13 protein-coding genes are annotated in these 20,186 nt (G+C 74.7%); 4 read left to right on the plus strand and 9 right to left on the minus strand.

Translation table 11 applies throughout. From position 1 onward, the window contains the following. Positions 1-148 precede the first annotated feature (148 nt). A complete protein-coding gene (locus AC5L3Z_RS24875; RefSeq protein WP_494845425.1) occupies positions 149-1,171 on the minus strand; it encodes a glycosyltransferase family 2 protein in 1,023 nt (340 codons plus the stop codon). Further along, on the minus strand, positions 1,168-2,838 hold the full coding sequence (locus tag AC5L3Z_RS24880) for a carbamoyltransferase family protein (protein ID WP_494845427.1): 1,671 nt from the start codon (positions 2,836-2,838) through the stop codon (positions 1,168-1,170). The genes AC5L3Z_RS24875 and AC5L3Z_RS24880 overlap by 4 nt, the downstream gene beginning before the upstream one ends. A 302-nt stretch (positions 2,839-3,140) precedes the next feature. Between AC5L3Z_RS24880 and AC5L3Z_RS24885 the strand changes: the two genes are divergently transcribed. Then, positions 3,141-3,782, plus strand: a complete 642-nt coding sequence (locus tag AC5L3Z_RS24885; RefSeq protein ID WP_494845429.1) for a class I SAM-dependent methyltransferase — start codon at positions 3,141-3,143, stop codon at positions 3,780-3,782. A gap of 802 nt (positions 3,783-4,584) precedes the next feature. Here AC5L3Z_RS24885 and AC5L3Z_RS24890 read toward each other — a convergent pair. Then, positions 4,585-5,841 (minus strand): SGNH/GDSL hydrolase family protein, encoded by a 1,257-nt coding sequence (locus tag AC5L3Z_RS24890; RefSeq protein WP_494845430.1) that lies wholly within the window; start codon positions 5,839-5,841, stop codon positions 4,585-4,587. A gap of 297 nt (positions 5,842-6,138) precedes the next feature. On the opposite strand from AC5L3Z_RS24890, the gene AC5L3Z_RS24895 reads away from it, so the two are divergent. Further along, positions 6,139-8,196: a DNA gyrase/topoisomerase IV subunit B gene (locus AC5L3Z_RS24895; protein ID WP_494845431.1), complete on the plus strand. Its 2,058-nt coding sequence runs from the start codon at positions 6,139-6,141 to the stop codon at positions 8,194-8,196. Positions 8,197-8,225: 29 nt separating this feature from the next. Further along, on the plus strand, positions 8,226-10,715 hold the full coding sequence (locus tag AC5L3Z_RS24900) for a DNA gyrase/topoisomerase IV subunit A (protein WP_494845432.1): 2,490 nt from the start codon (positions 8,226-8,228) through the stop codon (positions 10,713-10,715). 110 nt (positions 10,716-10,825) lie between these two features. Here the strand turns inward: AC5L3Z_RS24900 and AC5L3Z_RS24905 are convergent, their stop codons facing one another. Beyond that, the gene (locus AC5L3Z_RS24905) at positions 10,826-12,160 is read right to left on the minus strand and encodes a uracil-xanthine permease family protein (RefSeq protein WP_494845434.1); all 1,335 of its coding nucleotides are present in this window, start codon (positions 12,158-12,160) and stop codon (positions 10,826-10,828) included. Between the two features lie 755 nt (positions 12,161-12,915). Beyond that, entirely contained in the window at positions 12,916-13,551 is a 636-nt protein-coding gene (locus tag AC5L3Z_RS24910) for an alpha-ketoglutarate-dependent dioxygenase AlkB (RefSeq protein WP_494845436.1), read from the minus strand. A gap of 166 nt (positions 13,552-13,717) precedes the next feature. Between AC5L3Z_RS24910 and AC5L3Z_RS24915 the strand changes: the two genes are divergently transcribed. Then, on the plus strand, positions 13,718-15,667 hold the full coding sequence (locus tag AC5L3Z_RS24915) for a hypothetical protein (protein WP_494845437.1): 1,950 nt from the start codon (positions 13,718-13,720) through the stop codon (positions 15,665-15,667). 80 nt (positions 15,668-15,747) lie between these two features. On the opposite strand, the gene AC5L3Z_RS24920 is transcribed toward AC5L3Z_RS24915, so the two are convergent. From AC5L3Z_RS24920 to AC5L3Z_RS24935, 4 genes are read right to left on the minus strand one after another with little or no spacing between them, the layout of a single operon-like run. Continuing rightward, positions 15,748-16,803: a PseG/SpsG family protein gene (locus tag AC5L3Z_RS24920; RefSeq protein ID WP_494845638.1), complete on the minus strand. Its 1,056-nt coding sequence runs from the start codon at positions 16,801-16,803 to the stop codon at positions 15,748-15,750. After that, positions 16,800-17,531, minus strand: coding sequence for a cytidylyltransferase domain-containing protein (locus tag AC5L3Z_RS24925; RefSeq protein WP_494845438.1), 732 nt, complete (start codon positions 17,529-17,531; stop codon positions 16,800-16,802). Before AC5L3Z_RS24925 ends, AC5L3Z_RS24920 begins: the two co-directional genes overlap by 4 nt. After that, complete coding sequence (locus AC5L3Z_RS24930) at positions 17,528-19,351, minus strand: class I SAM-dependent methyltransferase (RefSeq protein WP_494845439.1); 1,824 nt, start codon at positions 19,349-19,351, stop codon at positions 17,528-17,530. The genes AC5L3Z_RS24925 and AC5L3Z_RS24930 overlap by 4 nt, the downstream gene beginning before the upstream one ends. Then, a complete protein-coding gene (locus tag AC5L3Z_RS24935; RefSeq protein WP_494845441.1) occupies positions 19,341-20,180 on the minus strand; it encodes a hypothetical protein in 840 nt (279 codons plus the stop codon). The genes AC5L3Z_RS24930 and AC5L3Z_RS24935 overlap by 11 nt, the downstream gene beginning before the upstream one ends. Between the last annotated feature and the right edge of the window lie 6 nt (positions 20,181-20,186).

Raw genomic sequence — 20,186 nt, forward strand, 5'->3', positions numbered from 1 at the left:
ATCGGGCGTACCTTCTCCGGGTCGCCGTTGTACGGCACGTCCTCGACCAGCGTGCCGTCGCGGTCCAGCAGCACCGCGTCGAAGAGGCCGGGTGGCGTCGTCCCCCCGTTCATGGGCAACCAGTTGCCCCGGGCAGGAGGGGTAAACATCAACTCTGCGCTCCGGGTCCGCGACTGTCCGTCGCGGACGGACGGCTGCGCCACCAGCCGCGTACCCAGTGGGTGACCGCGACCGGCGGGATGAGCGCGCTGGTGGCGAGCATGGTGAGCACCTCGTCGCGGGTGCGCGGGCCGGGCGCGATCCGCGTCCGGGCGAACTCGGCGGTGCCCGCCGCCCAGCCGAGGGCGGCGACGGCGGCGGCGACGCCGAGCGGGCGCCGCGGCGCCGAGCCGGGTCGCAGGCCGGCCCGCAGCGCGGTGGCGGCAAGCGCGAGGGCTCCGGCGGCGGTCACCGCCAGGTGCCGGGGCCGGCGGCCGGGCGGCAACCCCAGCTCGGCCCGCCAGTTCGGACCGTAGAGCCGGCGCAGCAGCGCGTCGTCGGCGTTGCCGCGCTGCACCCGCAGGCTGACCCAGCGGTCCTCCGGGCGCACCGGGTGGCTGACCACCCGTCGGCCGCGGACGAGTTCCCACCCGGCGAGGCGGACCCGGTGGGCCAGCTCGGCGTCCTCCCGGTAGGCCCGGGGGAACCGTTCGTCGAAGCCACCGACGTCCGCCAGCGCCGCCCGCCGGTACGCCATGTCCGCGGTGATCCACTCGCCGTCGGCCAGCCCCGCCGTGCCGCGTTCCCAGTCGGTGGGGCGGCGGTCGGGTGGCAGCGGCACCCGCAGCGTGCCCTGCACCCCGCCGACCCGGGGCCCGACGGCCAGGTCGCCGACCAGCCGCCGCGACCAGTCGGAGTCGGGGACCACGTCGTCGTCGAGGAAGACCACCCACGGCTGGCGGGCCGCCCGCCAACCGGTGTTCCGCGCCGCCGCCGGGCCCGCGCCCCGCCCGGTCAACACCTTCGGGTACGCCGACAGCGTCGCCGGCAGCGGCAGCTCGTCCGTGGTGTCCCGCCGGTCGTCGACCAGCAGCAGCTCCACGTCGGGCAGGTCGGCCAGTTGTGGGGCGAGGGCGTCGAGCAGCGTGCCGAGGCTGGGCCGGCCGACGGTCGGCACCACGATGCTGATCACCGGCCACCGTCCCGCCCACGGTCCGCGCCGAGCGCGTGCCGGTGGACCGCGAACGGGCCGAGGGCGAGCAGGTCCACCGGGGCGGAGCCGAAGAGCTCCATCGCCTCCCGGGGGGTGTCGACCATCGGCCGGCCGGCCGTGTTCAGCGACGTGTTCACCACCACCGGCAGGCCGGTGAGCTGTTCGAACTCGGCCAGCAGTGCGGCAACGAGGGGTTCGGTGTCGGGGTGCACGGTCTGCACCCGGGCGGTGCCGTCGACGTGGGTGACCGCCGGGATGCGGTCCCGCCACTCCGGCTTCACCCGGTGCACGAAGAGCATGTAGCGGCTGGGGAAGACGCCCTGGAAGATGTCGGCGAAGCGTTCGGCGCGGACCATCGGCGCGATGGGGCGGAACTGCTCGCGGCCCTTCACGTCGTTCATCCGGGCCGTGGTGGCCGGGTCGCCGGGGTGGGCCAGCAGCGAGCGGTGGCCCAGTGCGCGGGGGCCGTACTCGCTGCGCCCCTGGTACCAGGCGACGATGCCGTTGCCGGCGAGGACCCGCGCCGCCTCGGCGGCGATCGACTCGGGACGGTGGTAGGGCAGCGCGGCCCGGCGCAGCTCCGCCTCCAGCTCCTCGTCGGACCAGCCGCGCCCGAGGTCCGCCCCGCTCATCGGTGCGGACCGGTCACCGAGCGCCCCGGCGACGTGCAGCGCGGCGCCCAGTGCCGTGCCCGAGTCACCGGCGGCCGGCTGGACCCACACGTTCCGGTACGGCCCCTCGGCCGCGATCCGGGCGTTGGCCACGCAGTTCAACGCCACCCCGCCGGCCATCGCCAGGGTGGCCGGGCCGCCGGCCGCGTCGTGCAGCCAGCGGGCCAGGTCGAGGACGACCTCCTCCAGCCGGGCCTGCACGCTGGCGGCCAGGTCGGCGTGTTCGTCGGTCATCTCCCCGTCGGCGGCGCGGGCCTTCGCCATGCTCGCCCAGTCGATCCGGTCGACGTGGAAGCCGCCCTCGGGCGTGACCCGCACCAGCTCCCGCAACAGGCCGAGGTGCTTCGGCTCGCCGTAAGACGCGAGCGCCATCACCTTGTACTCGTCGCTGGAGTGCAGGAAGCCGAGGTGTCGGGTGAGGTCTTCGTAGAGCAGGCCGAGTGAGTGCGGCAGCTCCTGCGAGTACAGCGGGGTCAGCTCACCGTCCCGGTAGACGCCGGCCAGGTGGCTGGCGACCTCGCCCCGGCCGTCGAGCACCAGCACGGCGGTGTCGTCGCCGGCCGTCGGCGCGGCCAGCCCGGCGGAGGCGGCGTGCGCCACGTGGTGCGGCACGAACCGCACCTTCTCCGGGTCGAGGCCGGGCAGGGCGGCGGCCAGGAACTGCGGGGCCCGCTCGGCGTAGTCGACGCGCAGCCAGTCCCACGGGTCGGTCAGGCCCAGGCTGGCCGCGTCCCGGCACATGCCGGGGTCGAAGGAGTACGCGACCGCGTCGAGGCTGCCGACGTCGACGCCGGCGCTGGCCAGACACCAGGCGGCGGAGAGTTCGGGGAGTTCCCAGGCGGAGAAGGGCACCGGCCGCTTGCCGTGCTTGCGGCGGCTGAACCGCTCCTCTTCGGCGGCTGCCACCACCTCACCGTCGACCACCAGGGCGGCGGCCGGATCGTGGAAGATCGCATTGATACCGAGGACGCGCATGCAGGGCTCCCTACCCCTGCCTTCGCCTCCTAACCTGCAGATCATCGACTTCGCCGCAGAGGCGGGAATCTCCACGCTGGAGATTCGCGCCCGGCCGTCGGCCGCCTCCCACGCCGTCGGCGGCGCCGGCGCTTTCCCCATCGGCCCGGCCTCGGGCAGGTCATGGTCGTGCCGCCACCCGGATCGGGACGTGAGCCCGGTGGCCGACCCGGTGGGTGGCCGACCCGGCTGGATCTCCGGTCCGGGTGGCGGCGGGGCGGTAGCCTGCGGTGGATCGGTTGACGCCTAGGCGAGGCGGTGCGATGTCCACGACCAGGGTCTCCCATCCGATCTTCGCCCGGCTCTTCGCGCGGGCCAGCGTCGCGTTGGACCAGGCCGGCATGGCCGAGCACCGGCATCGGCTGGTGGCCGGCCTGCACGGCCAGGTGGTGGAGGTGGGCGCCGGTAACGGCCGGATGTTCGCGCACTATCCGCCTGCGGTGACGGCCGTGCTGGCGGTGGAGCCCGAGCCGCGGCTGCGCGCCGACGCCCGTACCGCCGCCGACGGGGCGCCGGTGCCGGTCACGGTCACCGACGGCCTGGCCGAGGCGCTGCCGGTCCCCGACGCCGCCGCCGACGCGGTGGTGCTGTCGCTGGTGCTCTGCTCGGTCCGCGACCAGTCCGTCGCGCTGCGGGAGGCGTACCGGGTGCTGCGCCCCGGCGGCCAGCTGCGCTTCTACGAGCACGTGGTGGCGGGCACGCCCGGCCTGCGCCGGGCGCAGCGCTGGGCCGACGCCACCTGCTGGCCGCTGTTCTGCGGCGGCTGCCACACCGCCCGGGACACGGTGGGCGCGATCGCCGCGGCCGGCTTCAGCGTGGTAGCGCTCGACCGGTTCCGCTTCCCGCCCGAGGGGCTGGCGATGCCCGCGTCACCGCACGTGCTCGGCACCGCGACCCGCCCCTGATCCCGGCCACCTCCACCCCACCCGACACCCGCCGCCGACCGGCCTGCGCGCCCTCGACGGCATTCCCGCCACCGACCGGCCTCCGCGCCCTCGACGGCATCCGCCGCCGGTGGTCGGTCGCCTCCGTACGGCCGGCACCCCGCCGTCATTGGCCGGGCGTTCGGCACGTCCGACATCCGCGCCCGCCAACGACCGTCGCGCGCCCTCGACGGCATCCGCCGGCGTTGGCCGGTCGCCTCCGCGCGCTCGGCCCCGCCGTCGGTGGCCGGGCGCTCCGCCCTTTCGACATCCGCCACGGTGCCTGACCGCCCCGACATCCGTCGGTCGCAGGCGGCACGCGCCGCCCGTTCCGGCGGGCCGTCTGCCATTCGCGTCCTTTAGGGCTGATGACGCAGACGACTCACCGGCCGCTGGTGCCGATCCGTTTGTGCTATCAGCTCTAAAGGTTCCGCACCCCTGTCGAGGCGGTCGCAGGCGCGACGCAGGTGCTGTCAGCGTCTCGGCTCGTGCTGCCGCGCACTGCCTGCGAGCCGGTGACCGGCTTCGGCGCCGAACTGGTCCCTGCCAGGCGCAGCGCACTGCCAGGCGCAGCGCACTGCCAGCCCGCAGCGCACTGCCAGCCCGCAGCGCACTGCCAGCCCGCAGCGCACTGCCAGCGGCACGCACTGCCAGCGGCACGCACTGCCGGCCGCAGCGCACTGCCGGCGGGCGGCCGCTGCCGTGAACCTGGCCGACGCCTCCGGGTGGGCGACAGCACGGGAGGGGGCGACCCATCCGGGTCGCCCCCTCCCGCACCGGTGGTTCAGCTGACGGTGACGGTGCCGTCGGGAGCCCGTACGCAGGAGACCGCGCGGGCGCTGGTGGCCGCCGCGCCGGTTAGGCACCGTCCGAGCACCTGGTGCCCGGCGGCGTTCGGGTGCCAGGACTCCTGGCACGTCTGGAAGTACGTGCCGCAGGCGTTGGCGATGCGCTGGATGGCCAACTTGTCGTAGCCGGAGAGGCTGGTGACGAAGACGCCGGTCGGGCCGTCCTGGAGCCGGATGGGGGTGGCCAGGCTGTTCGCCGGGCTGCCGGCCGCCTCGCAGAGCCGGGCGCCGTCGAAGGCCCGCTGCACGTTCAGGTAGACCAGGTCCGCCGTGGGGAACTCGCCGGCGAGGGTGGTGCGGACCGAGCTGACCAGGGTGCTGAGGCCCTGGGAGAAGCGGTGGCCGGGGGCGAGGCTGCCCCGGTGGATCGGGCAGCCGGCCGCGTACCGCTCGGCGCCCAGGGCGCGGAACTTGTCCCGGGTGTCGTCCCGGTCGTCCTCGGTCCAGTAGCCGGGGGCCAGCTCCGGCGGCAGCGGGTTCGTGTAGTCCTGGAACACGATCCGGTGCTGGCCGTCGGCGTCGATCTGGTCGAGGGTGGTGAGGATCTGGCGTACCGCCGCGGTGGTCTCCGCGGTCGCGGCGCTGAACTGGGCGGCGGTGGCCAGGTCGGCGTCGTCGCAGGGTTCCTGCTCGACCGGCCCGCCCAGGTACGCCCAGAACTCCCACCAGCCGGTCCACGCGTCGGCGATGAACCGGTTGGCGCACTTCTCCGCCACGCTGCCGAAGGTGAACGAGCTGTTGTTCGACCCGATGCCGAGCAGCACCAGGTCGATGTCGTGGCTCTGCCCGACCGCGCGGAGCTGGTCCAGCTGCGCGGCCACCTGCCGCCCACTGGCCCGACTGGCCGAGGCGTTGGCGATGTCGTACGGCTGACCGCCGGAGCAGGCCAGGTTGAACCGCGCGGCGATGCCCGGCAGCTCCGCCCGGTGCAGCGACGCGTTCGGCGAACGGTGGCAGAAGTAGGCGTTGCTGTTCGGCGCGGACCAGCCCGGGAAGGGCTGCGCGACGCCGCTGACGTCGACCACCGGGGAGTACGCCCCGGCGCCCTCGCCGCTGATGAAGCTGTCGCCCAGCGCCACCGCGGCGGTGGGCAGCACGGCCCCCGCGGGCGCGGCCGGCGCGACGGCGGTGGACAGCGCGGCCGCGGTGACGGCCAGCGCCGCCGCCAGCCCGGCCCGTCGGAGTACGGACATCGGCACTCCCTCCCCATCCATGGATGGAAATGTGAGAGATTCTCTGGGAGCGCGATCAGATCACGTTCGTCACCGGCCCGTCAACGGTCGGACACCGGGTTCGTCGATCACCTGGAGCGGCTCGGGGGAGCCGGGCGGCTGTGCCCCGCCTCACCTTCGGGCGGGGCGCCGGCGGCGCGCCGCGTCGGGAGGTGGCCGGCTTGTCGGAGCGTCGGGCTAGGCTCGCTGCGGCGCGCCGCGCGTGGTGATCGGGACGGTGACCGGCACCACACCGCAGAGACCTGGGAGTACGACCAGTTGACCGCACAGCCTGAGACCCTCTACGGGGCAGACGACCTCACCCACCTGGAGGGCCTGGACGCCGTCCGCAAGCGTCCCGGCATGTACATCGGCTCGACCGACAGCCGTGGCGTGGGTCACCTCGTCAACGAGATCCTCGACAACTCCACCGACGAGGGCGTCGCCGGTCACGCCACCCAGGTGGCGGTGATCCTGCACGCCGACGGCTCGGTGCAGGTCGACGACGACGGTCGCGGCATCCCCACCGACGTGCACGCCAAGTCCGGCATCTCCGGCGTCGAGCTGGTGCTCACCCGGCTGCACGCCGGTGGCAAGTTCGGCGGCTCCGGCTACAAGACCTCCGGCGGCCTGCACGGGGTCGGCGCGTCGGCGGTCAACGCCCTGTCCCGGCGGTTCGACGTCACCGTCCGGCGCGCCGGCAAGATCCACGCGATGTCGTTCCGGCACGGCGTACCCGGGATCTTCGACGGCGACGGCCCGGACGCCCCCTTCACCCCCGGCCCCGGTCTCCAGATCGTCGGCGGGATGAAGCGCGGTCAGCGCACCGGCACCTCGATCCGCTACTGGCACGACGCCCGCTACTTCGAGACCGGCGCGACACTCGACGTCGACGCCGTCCGGATGAAGCTGCGCAACACCGCCTTCCTGGTGCCCGGCGTGGACTACCGGCTTCGCGACGAGACCGGCGAGGAGCCCGTCGAGGAGCGCTTCCACTTCCCCGACGGCCTGACCGACATGGTGGAGTTCCTGGCCCCGTCGGGCGACCGTCCGGTCTCCGGCACCCTGCTGGTCACCGGCGAGGGGCAGTACCGGGAGAACGCCGCCGACGCCAACGGCGTGATGCAGTCGAACGTGCAGCGCCGGGCCGAGGTCGAGGTGGCGTTGCGCTGGGGCACCGGCTACGAGCGCACCGTGGAGTGCTTCACCAACACCATCCGCAACGCGCACGGCGGCACCCACCGCAAGGGCTTCGAGCGGGCCCTGGTCCGGACCCTCGCCGACGCGATCCGCAACACCCGCGGCCTGCTCAAGGCCAAGGAGGACCCGCCCACCCTGGACGACGTCCTGGAGGGGATGACCGCCGTGGTGCACGTGCGGATCCCCGAACCGCAGTTCACCTCGCAGACCAAGGACGAGCTCTCCACCGCCGGCATCACCAAGGTCATCCAGACGCTGGTCGAGCAGCACCTCAAGTCCTGGCTGGAGGACCGGCGGACGAAGGCCGAGGCGCGCACCGTCCTCCAGAAGATCGTCGACGCGGCCCGGGTGCGGCTCACCCAGAAGCAGCAGAAGGACGCCGCTCGGCGCAAGACCGCCCTCGAGGGCGCGTCGATGCCCGCCAAGCTGGTCGACTGCCGCGCGGCGGGCATCGACCGCAGCGAGCTGTTCATCGTGGAGGGCGACAGCGCCCTCGGCACGGGCCGGCTCGCCCGCTCCGCGGAGTACCAGGCGCTGCTGCCGATCCGGGGCAAGATCCTCAACGTGCAGAAGGCGAACCTCCAGCAGGTGCTGGACAACGCCGAGTGCGCCGCCATCGTGCAGGTGCTCGGCGCCGGCTCGGGGCGCACCTTCGACCTGTCGGCCCTGCGGTACGGCCGCGTACTGATCATGGCGGACGCCGACGTGGACGGCGCGCACATCCGTACCCTGCTGATCACGCTCTTCGCCCGTTACATGCGGCCGTTGATCGAGGCCGGGCGGCTCTTCGCCGCGATGCCGCCCCTGCACAAGATCACCACGAAGGGGCGCAACCCGCAGACCATCTACACCTACACCCAGGCGGAGATGGAGGCGACGGTCCGCAAGCTGGAGAAGTCCGGCAAGCAGATCGTCACCCCGATCCCGCGCTTCAAGGGCCTCGGTGAGATGGACGCCGACGAGCTGTGGGAGACCACGATGAACCCGGCCACCCGCGCGGTCCGCCGGATCACCCTCGACGACGTCGACGCCGCCGAGCGGATCCTCGAACTGCTGATGGGGGAGAAGGTCGAGCCGCGCCGCAACTGGCTGATCGACTCCTCCGACCGGGTCGACCGCGAGGCGATCGACGCATGAGCACGCCTGTCACGGGAGAGAGCTGAACGATGGCACGCCGCAAGGACGACCGCACCAAGGTGGACTTCTCCGCCTTCGACCAGGCCGGCGCGCGGGTCTTCGACAACCCGCTGGTCACCGAGGTCTCCGACTCCTACCTGGAGTACGCCTTCTCGGTCATCCACTCCCGCGCCCTGCCCGACGCGCGCGACGGGCTCAAGCCGGTGCACCGGCGCATCCTGTGGTCCATGCACGAGGCCGGCCACCGGCCGGACCGGGGGCACGTGAAGTCCGCCCGGGTCGTCGGCGACGTGATGGGCAAGTACCACCCGCACGGCGACACCGCGATCTACGACGCGATGGTCCGGCTGGCCCAGGACTTCTCCCTGAACGTGCCGCTGATCGACGGGCACGGCAACTTCGGCTCCCCGGACGACGGCCCGGCCGCCGCCCGCTACACCGAGGCGCGGCTCTCCCGGGAGGCGATGCTGCTCGTCGGCGAGCTGGGCGAGGACACCGTCGACGTCGAGCCCAACTACGACGGCTCGCTGACCCAGCCGACCGTGCTGCCGGCCGCCTTCCCCAACCTGCTGGTCAACGGCGCGTCCGGGATCGCGGTCGGGATGGCGACCAACATGATCCCGCACAACCTCGGCGAGGTGGTCTCCGCCGCGCGCTGGCTGATCAACCACCCGGACGCCGACCTCGACAAGCTGATGGAATTCGTCCCCGGCCCCGACCTGCCCACCGGCGGTCTGCTGCTGGGCCTGGACGAGGTGCGCCGGGCGTACGAGACCGGGCGCGGGGTGGTTCGGATGCGCGGCCGGGTCGAGATCGGCCCGCTGGAGGGCAGCCGGGGGCGGCAGGCGATCACCGTGGTGGAGCTGCCGTACGGCGTCGGCGCGGAGAAGGTGATCGCGGCCATCACCAACGAGGTCACCAAGACCAAGCGGCTGACCGGCATCGCCGACGTCAAGGACCTCACCGACCGGGAGAGCGGCACCCGCCTGGTCATCGAGTGCAAGGTCGGGGTCAACCCGCAGGCGCTGCTCGCCGACCTCTACCGGCTCACCCCGCTGGAGCAGTCCTTCGGCGTCAACAACCTGGTCCTGGTGGACGGCCAGCCGCGTACCCTCGGGCTGAAGCCGCTGCTGGAGGTCTTCCTGTCCCACCGCTACGAGGTGGTGACCCGGCGCAGCGCGTACCGCCGGCGCAAGCGCGAGGAGCGGCTGCACCTGGTCGACGGTCTGCTGATCGCCCTGCTGGACATCGACAAGGTGGTCAAGCTGATCCGGGCCAGCGAGGACGCCCAGGCGGCCAGGGACGGCCTGATGCAGAAGTTCAAGCTCTCCGAGATCCAGGCCACCTACATCCTGGACACCCCGCTGCGCCGGTTGACGAAGTACGACCGGATCGAGCTGGAGGCCGAGCAGGAGAAGCTCCGCGGCGAGATCGCCGAGCTGTCGAAGATCCTCGACGACGACAAGGTGCTCAAGAAGGTCGTCTCCGACGAGCTGTCCGCGGTGATGAAGCAGTTCGGCAGCCCGCGCCGCACCACGCTGGTCGACGGTGACCTCAAGGAGGTCCTCGCGGCGTCCGTGCCGGCCGGCCCGCTGGAGGTGGCCGACGACCCGTGCCAGGTGATCCTGTCGGCCACCGGGCTGGTGGCCCGCACCGCGGCCGAGTCGGAGGAGGCCTCCGAGGGGCGCCGGCGCAACGGCCGGGTCAAGCACGACACGGTACGCGCGGTGGTGCACACCACGGCCCGCGGTCGGGTGCTCCTGGTGACCAGCGCCGGTCGGGCCTTCAAGGTCGACGTGCTGCCGCTGCCGGTGCTGCCCGAGCAGGCCGGCACGGTGTCGCTGCGCGGGGGGATGGCCGCCGCCGAGCTGGTGCCGTTGCAGCCGGGGGAGACGGTGGTCGGCCTGGCGCCGCTCGGCCCGACCGCCGAGGGTTCGCCCGGTCTGGCCCTCGGCACCCGGCAGGGCGTGGTGAAGGTCTGCGCCCCGGAGTGGCCGGTCCGCTCCGACGAGTTCGAGGTGATCGGGCTGCGGGAGGGCGACGAGGTGGTCGGGGCGACCTGGCTGACCGACGGCGCCGAGTCGTTGACCTTCATCACCTCGGAGGCGTCGCTGCTGCGCTTCGCCGCGTCGCTGGTCCGCCCGCAGGGGCTCAAGGGCGGCGGCATGGCCGGGGTCAACCTGCCGGCCGGGACCCGGGTGGTCTTCTTCGGCGCGGTCCGCACCGACGATCCCGTGCACGGCGAGCCGATGGTGGTCACCTCGACGGGCGCGACGGTGAAGGTGACGCCGTTCGGGTCGTACCCGGCGAAGGGGAGGGCGACCGGCGGCGTGCGCGCGCAGCGGTTCCTCAAGGGCGAGACGGATCTGGTGGTGGCCTGGGTCGGGCCGCGACCGGTCGGCGCGACGGCGGTTGGCGACCCGGTGGAGCTGCCCCCGGCGGATCCCCGCCGGGACGGCTCCGGCTTCGCCGTGATGCTCGGCCCCACGGTCGTCGGCCACCTGGTCGAACGCGACTGACCCGCACGCGGAAGGGCCCGGCGGCTACGCCCCCGGGCCCTTCCGCGTCCCCGCGTCGATCATGAAGTTGTTGCCCGGCCCACCGGCGTTTCATGGCAACAACTTCATGATCACTGAACCGGCGGCGGGGCGGGGGTGGGCGGGGTGGTGCCGCGCAGGTGGGCGACCAGGCGCATGCCGTGGTAGATGAGCAGCGCGGCGGCGGTGCCCAGAGCGATGCCGTTGAACGACAGGTCGCCGGCGGTGAGGGTGTAGTTGGCGGCGCCGACGACCACCGCGACGGCGGCGGTCATCAGGTTCACCGGGTCGTGGAAGTCCACCCGGTTCTCGATCCAGATCCGGGCGCCGAGGATGGCGATCAGGCCGTACAGGGCGGTGGTGGCGCCGCCGAGCACCCCGGCCGGCACGGTGAGGATCAGCGCCCCGAACTTCGGGCTCAGCCCGAGCAGCACCGCCGCCAGCCCGGCCACCCAGTACGCGGCGGTGGAGTAGACCCGGGTCGCCGCCATCACGCCGATGTTCTCCGCGTACGTGGTGGTGCCGGAGCCGCCGCCGGAGCCGGCGAGCACGGTGGCCAGGCCGTCGCCGAGGAACGCCCGGCCCATGTCCTTGTCGAGGTTGCGGCCGGTCATCGCCGCGACCGCCTTGACGTGCCCGGCGTTCTCCGCCACCAGCACCAGGATCACCGGGATCACCAGCACCACCGCGCGCAGGCTGAAACTCGGCGTGTGGAACTGCGGCAGCCCCACCCAGGCGGCGTCGCGCAGCCCGTCGACCGAGCGCGGGTCCAGGTCGCCGAGGAGCGCGGCGAGCGTCCAGCCGACGACCACGCCGAGCAGGATGGACAGTCGGGCCAGGAAACCGCGGAAGGCGACCGTGGCGAGCAGGATCGCGGCCAGGGTGACCAGCGCGATCAGCGGCTGCGCCAGGAAGCCGGTGCCGCTGCCGCCGCCGTCCCAGGCCACCGGGGCGAGGTTGAGCCCGATCAGCGCCACGATCGCCCCGGTGACCACCGGCGGCATCAGCGCGTCGATCCAACGCGCGCCGGCCAGCTGCACCACCAGGCCGACCAGCGCCAGCGCGACCCCGGCGACGACGATCCCGCCGAGGGCCGGGCCGATGTCGCCGCCGGCCTTCGCGGCCAGCACCGGCGCGATGAAGGCGAACGACGAGCCGAGGTACGACGGCAGCCGGTTGCCGGTGATCAGCAGGAACAGCAGCGTGCCCAGCCCGGAGAAGAAGAGCGTGGTGGCCGGCGGGAAGCCGGTGATCAGCGGCACGGTGAAGGTGGCGCCGAACATCGCCACCACGTGCTGCACGCCGACGCCCAGCGTCCGGGGCCAGGAGAGCCGCTCACCGGGGTGGACCACGTCGCCGGGGGTGACGGACCGGCCGTCGCCGTGCACCGTCCACGGTGACCAGCGGGAAGTGGGGGACTGGGTCATCGCGGCCCTCCGCGTCGTCGGCTGACGGGGGCGCGATCGACCCTGAGAGTCGTTTCTAGCACGCCACCCCCGCCGACCTCCCCCTCGCCCCCGCCCCGCCCTCGCCCCCGCCCTCGCCCGCCCCTGGCCCTCGCAAGCAGCGGTGATCAAGAGGTTTGCGTCGTCCGGGCCCGGTTCTGAGACGCAAACTTCTTGATCACCGCAGCAGGTACGGATTTGAAACGAGCAGGTCACCGCCCGGCTTGCTCGGGGCCTGCCCTCCTGGCGGCTGGCCGTGCGCCTCCGTTGGGTTGGCAGATCGGGTGTCGGAGCCTTTGGAGCTGATGACGTAAGCGAGTCAGCGGGCCGCTCGGTCGGCTCTGTCGGCTCGGTGCGCGGCTGGCGGAGGTGCGCGATGAGTTCGCGTCGCTTGGTCGGCTCGCGCCGCTCAGGCCGGTCGTCGGCTCGCGTCGCTTGGTCGGCTCGCGCCGCTCAGGCCGCTCGGCCGGTCGTCGGCTCGCGTCGCTTGGTCGGGCTCGCGTCGCTCAGGCCTTGGAAGCCTGCTGCTCTTGGATGCGATACCTGTGAGGTATGCCGATACCTGACAGGTATCGCGCTCGTCAGGTGCCGGCTTCCGACGACCGGACCCGACCGGTGCCCGGCCGCTGCTCTGCCCGGATGGTAATTCCCGGGCCGGCGGAGGCCGCGGCGGCAGACAAGGGTCGGGGGCGGGCGGGCCGGGAGCGGCGCGGAGACCGGGGCGGCGCCGGGTGGGGTCAGGCGACGCCGGTGGGGCGGAACTGGACGCTGACGCGGGGGCCGACCGGGCGGGCGGTCTTGGGCACGGCGTGCTCCCAGGTGCGCTGGCAGGAGCCGCCCATCACCACGAGATCGCCGTGGCCGAGCGGGAAGCGCAGGCTGTCACCACCGCCGCCCCTCGGGCGCAGCAGCAGCGGCCGGGGCGAGCCGAACGAGACGATCGCGACCATGGTGTCGGTGTGCGCCGAGCGGCCCTGGGTGTCGCCGTGCCAGGCCACGCTGTCCCGGCCGTCCCGGTAGAGGCACATGCCGGCGGTGACGAACGGCTCGCCCAGCTCGGCCGCGTAGTGCCGGGTCAACGCCGTCCGCGCCTCGGTCAGCACCGGGTGCGGCAGCCGCCGGTCGCCGGCGTACCAGCAGAGCAGGCGGGGGACGTCGACCTCGGTGTCGTACATGGTGCGGCGCTCGGCGCGCCAGGGCACCTCGGCGAGCAGGGTGTCCAGCACCGCGTCGGAGCCGCGCACCCAGCCGGGCAGGTGGTCGACCCAGGCGCCCCGGGGCAGTACGTGCCGGCGTAGCCCGTCGAGCGGGGCGAGGGACGGCCCGGCCTCGGCGAGGTCGAGCATCGACGGCTGATAGGCGGTCCCGGACATGCGCCCATCCTAGCCACGGTTTAGTACACCCGTGCGACAACGGTGTCCCGTCACCCGTCGGTCACCTGCGGGACACGCGTCCTTCGCCGTCCGTCGCCGGCACTTGCCTACCGTTGTCCCGCCCCACCGACCTGGGGCGCGCCGCGACGTGCAGAGGAGGCCCACCGTGCCGAGCGAGCCGAGCACGGCACCGGCGACGTCGCGGCGGCAGGTGAGACCGACGGCGAGTCGCCGCGCCATCCCGGTCGGCCGGGCGCTGGTGCTGCTCGCCGCCGCCTGGCTCGGCCCACTGCTGGCGTACGCGCTGGGGCTTGCCGGGCTGCTCCCGCTGGTCGTGCTCGGGCTCACCGCCGGGCTGCTCCGGGCCGGGCGCACCCTGCTGGACCGGCTGGTGCTGGCCGTGGCGCTGCTGGTGGGCGCGCTCTGCGCCGCCGCGCTGGTCTTCTCGATCTGGCCCTGGGGCCTGCACCCGGTGCCGGTGGCCGGTACGGCGCTGACCGTGCTGCTCGGGATCGCCGCCCGCACCGGACGCCGCCCCCGGTTGCCCCGGGTGGCCGTGGCCGACCTCGTGCCGGTCGGGGCGGCCGTGGCGGCGACGGTGGCGCTCGGCTGGCCGTACCTGCGCGCCGACGGGGTCACCGGGCGGCTGGCGTACGCGATGGCCGGGGAGGACAACAGCCGGCACCTCGCCACCGTCGAGGGCATCCGCGCCGTCGGCGGCTACCTCTTCACCGATCCGGACGCGGCGGCCCGGATCGCGCCGGAGGGCATGGTCTGGTACCCGCAGGGCTTCCACGTCACCGCGGCGCTGCTGGACACCTTCCTGCGCTCGTCGACCGCGGCCGGCGACCCGGTGGACGGGTTGGACCACTACCTCGGCTGGACGCTCGGCGCGTACGCGCTGCTGCTGCTCTCGGTGGCGTGGGCCGCCGGTTGGATCGCCGGCCGGCAGCTCGACCTGGCTCGGTCACTCGCCCTGACCGGCGCGGTGACCGCGCTCTGTCTCGGCTCCGAGCTGGCCCGCTTCGTCGTGTACGGCTACCCGGGCGAGACCCTCGGCCTGGCGTTGACCGCGATCCTGATCGCGCTGGTGTGCCGGCCGGTGGCCCGTACGGGCACCCAGCTCTGCCTGCTCGGGGCGCTCTGCGTCGGGGTGGGGTTCGCGTACCTGATGTTCCTGCCGGTGGTGGGCGTGCTGGTGCTGGCCTGGCTGGTGCGGCACCGCCGGTCTGTGCGGCACCGGCCGGTGCTGCTGGTCGCGGTGGCGCTGGTGACCGTGCCGCTGACCCCGCTGCCGAGCGTGGCCGGCCTGCTCTTCACCCGACAGGTGGAGAACGTCGCCACCGGCGGCGGGGTCGACCCGCGGTACGACGCGTTCCTGGCGCTCTCCGCGCTGGTCGGCGCCGGCCTGCTCGCCGGCGGCCTGCGGCTGCCGGTGTGGCGCCGGTACGCGGGCGCGCTCGCCGCCGCGCTGGTCTTCGCGGTCGGCTTCCACGCCTACTTCCGGGTGCTCGGCACCGATCCGCGCTACTACTACGGGAAGGCTCTGCACCTGCTGCTGGTGGTGCTGCTCGTCGGTCTGGGCGCGCTGGCCCTGCTGCTGCCCCCGCCGTGGCGGACCGCCGGTACGCGGCCGGGCGCCGCCGGGCGGTTCCTGGTGGCGGTGGCGGTGGTCGCGGCGGCGGTCGGGGTGGCCGGGCTGCCCCGGGGCGGCGGGATCTTCGCCCAGCCGTTCGGCGCGCGCAGCACCACCTGGGCGGCGGCCTGGTGGTCGGGGACCCCGGCCCGGCCCCGGCCGGCGGCGGTGACCGCCCGGGCGCTGGCCCAGGCGCCGGTGCGCCTGGACACGGTCGACGTCGTGGTCAGCGGGCACCGGCGTGAGGGCTACCTGTCCACGCTCTTCCTCTCGACACTGCGGGGCACGGCCGGGGCGTCGGCGCCGGCGGTCTACCAGCTGCCGCTGGCGGAACCGGCACGCTCCGCGGCCGTGGTGGCGGCGGTGCCGGGTCGGATCCGGTTCCTGGCGGGGGACGACGACGCGGTCGCGGTCGTCGAGCGGCTGCTCGCCGAGCACCCCGAGCTGCGCGACCGGGTCAGCCTGCACCGGCTGCGCTGACCGGTCGCCCGGCCCGCCGGGCCGCAAACGTCAGGCCCGCCGGGCCGCAAACGTCAGGCCGGCCAGGCGGGCGGCCTCGGTCAGCCGGGTACGGTCGGGCGGACCGCGCCGAGCACGGCGTCGGCGACCCGCGCGCGGCCCCGCCCGTCCACGGTCGACCAGGCGCGGGCGGAGAGCCCGGCGCGCCGGTCGGCGGAGGCGAGCAGCTCCCGCAGGGTCCGGACCGCCGTCGCCCGGGCCGTCCGCCCGGCCGTCCCGGGGGCGGCCAGTGCGGGCAGCTCGCCCAGGCCGGCGGCGATGCCGTGCCGTACCACCCGGTGGTAGGACTCCCGCTGGTTGTCGACCACGCAGACCAGCGCGGCCGGCACGCCCAGGCAGCAGAGCTCCCAGGTGGAGGTGCCTGCGGCGCTGACCACCAGGTCGGCCGCGCCGATCAGGGCGGGCAGTCGGTCGGTGGGCGGCACCAGCCGGAGCCGTTGCCCAGGGCCCGGCCTCAGCGTATCCAGCTCCGCCTCGACGTCGGGGCGCGCCACCACGACGGTCAGCTCCATCGGGTGACCCGTCGAGAGCAGCACCCGGGTCAGCACCGGCGCCGCGCCGAGCGCGTCGGTGCCGCCGAAGAAGGCGAGCACCCGGGGACGGCCGACCGGCGTCGCGGGCCGGGGCGCCGGGGGCCGCGCCGCCACCACGTCGTCGCGCAGCAGGGTGTACGCGGCGCCGGCCAGCAGCCGGCCGGCCGGCGCGGCGGGGTCGGCGCCGAGGTTCTGGTCCAGGTAGAGGTCGGCATCCTGTCCCCGGCTGTCGCCGTCGACGACGGCCAGGGTGAACACGCCCGCGGCCCGTAGGGCGCCCGCGCCGGCCGGGTCCAGCGTGTACGAGTCGAGGACCAGCACGTCCAGCGCGTACCGGCGGGCCGCCTCGACGAGGCCGTCCGGGGTGTCCGGGCCGGGGGACAGTGGGATCCCCCGCGACGCGAGCTGCCGCGCCGCCCAGTCGACCCGGTCCACCTCGCCGAGGAGCCGGACGTGGGCGCCCCGGGCGAGGAACTCCTCGCCCAGGGCGAGGCAGCGGACCAGGTGGCCGACGCCACGGGCCGGCCCGGCGTCGCAGCGCAGCCCGATCCGTACCGTGCTCAGGACTCCTCCAGGCGCTTCTGGCGTACCCCGGCGTTGAGGGCGCGCAGGGCCGGTCGACCGGCCAGCCAGCCGGCGAGCTCGGCCAGCGGCACGCTGACGTCGCCGAAGTGGTCGGTGACGGCCCGCAGCAACGCCCAGTCCTCCTCGGTGTCGAGGGTGAGCCGCAGGTCGGACCGGTCCGGGGTGAGCGTCACGCCGAGCACCCGGAACAGCTCCGGGTGGGTGTAGGCGTAGGAGGTGACGTGGACCCGGTGGTGGCCGGTCGCGACGCGGTGCAGGGTTCGCAGCGCGCCGACGTCGATGATCTCGACGTCCAGGCCGCGGGGGAGGGTCCGGGTGATCGACGTGCTCACGTAGTCCAGCCCGGGTGCCGCCCGGTAGACGTCGGCGACCAGCCGGATGATCTCCGGGTCGAGCAGGGGGCAGTCGGCGGTGAACCGCATCACCGCGTCGCCGGGACGGCCGTCCAGCGCGCCGACGAACCGGTCGAGGACGTCGTCCACCGGGCCGCGGTGGCAGCGCACGCCCAGCCGGGCGCACTCGGTCGCCACCGCGTCGTCGACCCCCTCGGTGCTGGTGGCGACGACCAGGTCGGCCAGGGCGCCGCTGTCCCCGGCGGCGCGTACCACCCGGCCGAGGACCGACCGGCCGGCGAGGGTGCGCAGCACCTTGCCGGGCAGCCGGGAGGAGCCCATCCGGGCCTGCACGACGCCCACGATCCGGGTCACTGCTGCTCCTGCCGGACCGGGCGCCGGCGCAGCGCGGTGCGGAGCCGCCGCTTCACGCCCCGGGCCAGCCGTCTGGCCAGCCGGGCCGGGAAGATCGCCAGCCGCCCGACCCGGTAGCTGACCGACCCGCTGAGCAGGTTGATCGTCGCGTCGGACCGGCGCAGCGCCCGTTCCCGGGAGGTGAGCAGGTCCTCGGTCCAGCGCAGCAGGGCCCGGAGCCGACTCAGCTCCTCCCGCTGACGCAGCCACGCCTCGCGCAGCTGCTGGTAGCTGTCCGGGCCGACGGCGGGATCGGTCGGCTCGACCGCGCGCAGCTCGCCGACGAGGTCGAGCCGTTCGCGGGCGTCGAGCCCGCGCATCGCGGCCGTGACCGCCGCCTCGGCCTCGATCGCGGCCGCCACGGTCGGCCGGTCGAGTTCCCGACCGGCCACCCCGCCGAGCACCACGGTCAGGCCCGCGACGTCCAGGGTCGAGGACCACGGGTGGGCGTATCCGCCGGTCAGCAGCCCGGCGGCGAACCGCCACAGGCTCCGGGCCAGCGCCACCTCCAGGGCGAGCGGCTCGGCCGCCCGCCAGCTCGGGTCGAGCACCGCGAAGTCTTCGCCGGCCACCACGACGTTGTCCATCCCGGCGAGCGCGACCGCCCCCGTCAACCGGCCGTCCCCGGCGTGCCCGGCGAGCCAGTCGGCGTAACCGGTCAGCAGCCGGCGCAGCGCGTCGAGGTCGCGGCGCAGGCAGGCGTCGAGCAGCAGGCTCCGCAGCAGCCGCCCGTCGGCCACCGGGCCGGTGAGCGCCTCCGGGTCGCGGTACGCCGCCTCCCGGCTGGCGAAGGGGGCGGCCAGCTCGGCGCGCGCCGCCGGTGCGGGAGGTCGCCACCGCCAGCCGTCCGCGTCGGCGACCACCTCGACCACGCCGATCTCGGGGGGCCCGGTCTGCACCAGCGCCACCGGCAGCTCCGGCGGCAACGGTCCCGCGTCGGTCGGGCGGTGCGCCAGCAGCACCCAGCCGGGGGCCAGCGCGGCGCCGAGCCCGGCGTGCAGCGCGTCGACGGCGAGCCGGGCCGGGTCCTGCAGCAGGAGGCGACCGGCGGGACCACCCGCGCAGGCACCGTGCAGCACCGCGTCGAACAGCCCGGCGGTCGTCCGCCGGTCGAGCTGGTCGGTCGCCAGCAGCGCGGTGGCCGCACCCGGGTCGGGGTACGCGGCGAAGCAGGCGCCGGGCCGCAGCCCCGAGTCGGCCAGCCGGGCGCGCAGCTGGTCGGGGTTGACCGGCCGGCCGGCGTCGAGCACCCCGCCGATCGCCCAGGCGGCGTCGTCCCGGTCGGCGTACCACGGGGAGGCGGCGACCATCCGGTGCAGGCCGACGGGGTTGTCCAGCCGCAGCAGCAGGGCGCCGCCCGGCCGGAGCGCCGTGACCAACCGGTCCAGCACCCCGCCCCAGCCGAGCCGGGCGCCCTCCACGGACTCGACCGCGTCCAGCCCCGAACCGGCGATCACCACGTCGTACGCCTCGTCGGCGGGCAGTCCGCCCGGCCCGCCGACAACGACCCGGACCGGCCGGTCGCCGGCCAGGTCGGCCAGCGCCACCCCGTCCAGGTGGCTGCGCAGCAGGCAGGTCACCTCGGCGTGCGCCAGCCGGTCGAGCAGGGCCGGGTCGTGCGGTCCGGCCAGCAGCACCCGGGCGCCGACCGGCACGATCCGGGCGGCGAGCGCGGCCAGTGGCCCGCCCCCGGCGGGCACGTCGGCGCGCAGGTCCGACCAGGCGAGCATCTCCCCGCCGGGCAGTGCGATCCGCTCGGCGGGCGCGGTGTCAGTGGTCAACTCGGTCCTCCTGGAGGTTCGCCCACCCGAGCAGCTCGCGCAGGGCGGCCGGCGTGCAGCGGTGATCGGTGCCCAGCTCGGCGCGGGCGATCTCGGTGGCGGTGCGCTGGTCGGTCCGCGCGCCGTGCAGCTCCGGCCACTGTCGACGGATCCGGGCGGTCCCGCCGAAGGTCGGGTCCTCGTCGGCGAGCACCATCGGGTTGCCGTAGACGGCCGCCTCGCAGCCGGCGGCGATGCCGTAGAACACCGCGCTGGTCAGCCGGTTGGACGCCACCCGCCGGTGCCGGCGCAGCTCGGCCAGCTGCCTGTCGAGGAAGAGCGGGTCCGTCTGCCGCCACCAGTGGCCGCGGTAGCCGTGGCAGATCACCCGGAAGCCGGCCCGCTCGTAGAGCCGGCGCACCCGGCGCATGCCGTACTCGTGCCAGTAGAGGCAGACGGTCACCGGGCCGGGCTCGGTGTCCCGGATCTCGGCGATCAGCTCCCTGTGGTCGCCGCGGACGTGCTGGCCCTCCCAGCCGTGGAACGGGTACCAGATGGTGCCCTCGCGCTCCTGCTCGGCGGCGTGCGGCTGCATGGCGAGCAGGTAGCCGAAGGGCGCGCCGGTGACCACGAGGTTGCGCCGCCCCACCGACCAGGCCCGGCGCCGCGTCTGGTCGGACCAGAGCAGGCTCGGCGTTCCCTGGACGTAGGGGTGTCCCGGGGCGAGCCCGTCGCCGATGTTCCAGCCGTGCTGGACGTACCCGTTGATCCGGGGCGGGTGCCCGTCGCCCAGCCCGCAGTAGCGGGCGAGCACGTGCGCGTGGCCGTAGAAGTGGTTCGCGTGGTGCATCGGTTT

Source organism: Micromonospora sp. LZ37 (assembly GCF_059359015.1).

Bases quoted from the DNA above. Each gene is read 5' to 3' on its own strand.
- AC5L3Z_RS24910 (WP_494845436.1), bottom strand. From the start codon at position 13,551: ATGTCCGGGACCGCCTATCAGCCGTCGATGCTCGACCTCGCCGAGGCC.
- AC5L3Z_RS24890 (WP_494845430.1), bottom strand. From the start codon at position 5,841: ATGTCCGTACTCCGACGGGCCGGGCTGGCGGCGGCGCTGGCCGTCACC.
- AC5L3Z_RS24885 (WP_494845429.1), top strand. From the start codon at position 3,141: ATGTCCACGACCAGGGTCTCCCATCCGATCTTCGCCCGGCTCTTCGCG.
- AC5L3Z_RS24880 (WP_494845427.1), bottom strand. From the start codon at position 2,838: ATGCGCGTCCTCGGTATCAATGCGATCTTCCACGATCCGGCCGCCGCC.
- AC5L3Z_RS24900 (WP_494845432.1), top strand. From the start codon at position 8,226: ATGGCACGCCGCAAGGACGACCGCACCAAGGTGGACTTCTCCGCCTTC.
- AC5L3Z_RS24905 (WP_494845434.1), bottom strand. From the start codon at position 12,160: ATGACCCAGTCCCCCACTTCCCGCTGGTCACCGTGGACGGTGCACGGC.
- AC5L3Z_RS24935 (WP_494845441.1), bottom strand. From the start codon at position 20,180: ATGCACCACGCGAACCACTTCTACGGCCACGCGCACGTGCTCGCCCGC.